The organism is Streptomyces sp. CO7 (assembly GCF_053474865.1).
Genome location: NZ_JBRIOU010000002.1, coordinates 798,893 through 799,854 on the forward strand (window position 1 = coordinate 798,893; position 962 = coordinate 799,854).

1 protein-coding gene is annotated in these 962 nt (G+C 71.7%); it reads left to right on the forward strand.

What is annotated here, in order from left to right; all coding sequences use genetic code 11:
• The coding region (locus ACOV8S_RS05610) for a glycoside hydrolase 43 family protein (RefSeq protein ID WP_448316410.1) at positions 1-962 on the forward strand (962 nt) is incomplete at both ends.

The window sequence follows — 962 nt, forward strand, 5'->3', positions numbered from 1 at the left end:
CACCGGCGCCGCCCTCGCCGCGGCCACGCCCCGCGCCCAGGCGGCGGTCCCCGCCCCCGGCGGGGGTGCCCCCGCGGCGGGCGCCCTGGCCGCGGCCGCCTACACCAACCCCGTCGTCTGGCAGGACTTCGCGGACGTCGACATCATTCGCGTCGGCGACACCTACTACATGTCGGCGTCCACCATGCACTACTCGCCAGGAGCTCCCGTCCTGCGCTCGTGGAACCTGGTCGACTGGGAGTTCGCCGGCCACTCCGTGCCGGTGCTGGACTTCGGCGCCAAGTACGACCTGTCCGGCGGGCGCGGCTACGTGCGCGGCATCTGGGCGTCCTCGCTCAACCACCGCCGCAGCGACGACACGTTCTACTGGATCGGGCAGATCGACTTCGCGCGGACCTACGTGTACACCGCCAGGACCGTCGAGGGACCGTGGACGCGGCGCGCGGAGCTGCCGCAGGTCTACTACGACGCGGGACTGCTCGTGGACGACGACGACACGATGTACGTGGCCTACGGCAACACCCGCATCAGCGTCGCCCAGCTCTCCGGCGACGCCCGCAGCCAGGTCCGGGCGCAGGAGGTGTTCGTCACCCCCTCCTCCGTCGGGACGCTGGAGGGTTCCCGCTTCTACAAGATCAACGGCCGCTACTACATCTTCGTCACCCGCCCGGCGAACGGTCAGTACGTCCTGAAGTCGGACTCCGGCCCGTTCGGCCCCTACACGATGAAGCAGCTGCTGCTGGACCTGCCGGGCCCGATCCCCGGCGGCGGCGTCCCGCACCAGGGAGGGCTGGTCAGCACCCCGCAGGGGCAGTGGTACTACATGGCGTTCGTGGACGCCTATCCCGGCGGCCGCGTGCCGGCCCTCGCCCCCGTCACCTGGACCTCCGACGGATGGCCGGTGCTCCAGCTCGTCAACGGCGCCTGGGGGACCTCGTACCCCGCCCCCGAACTGCCGCCCC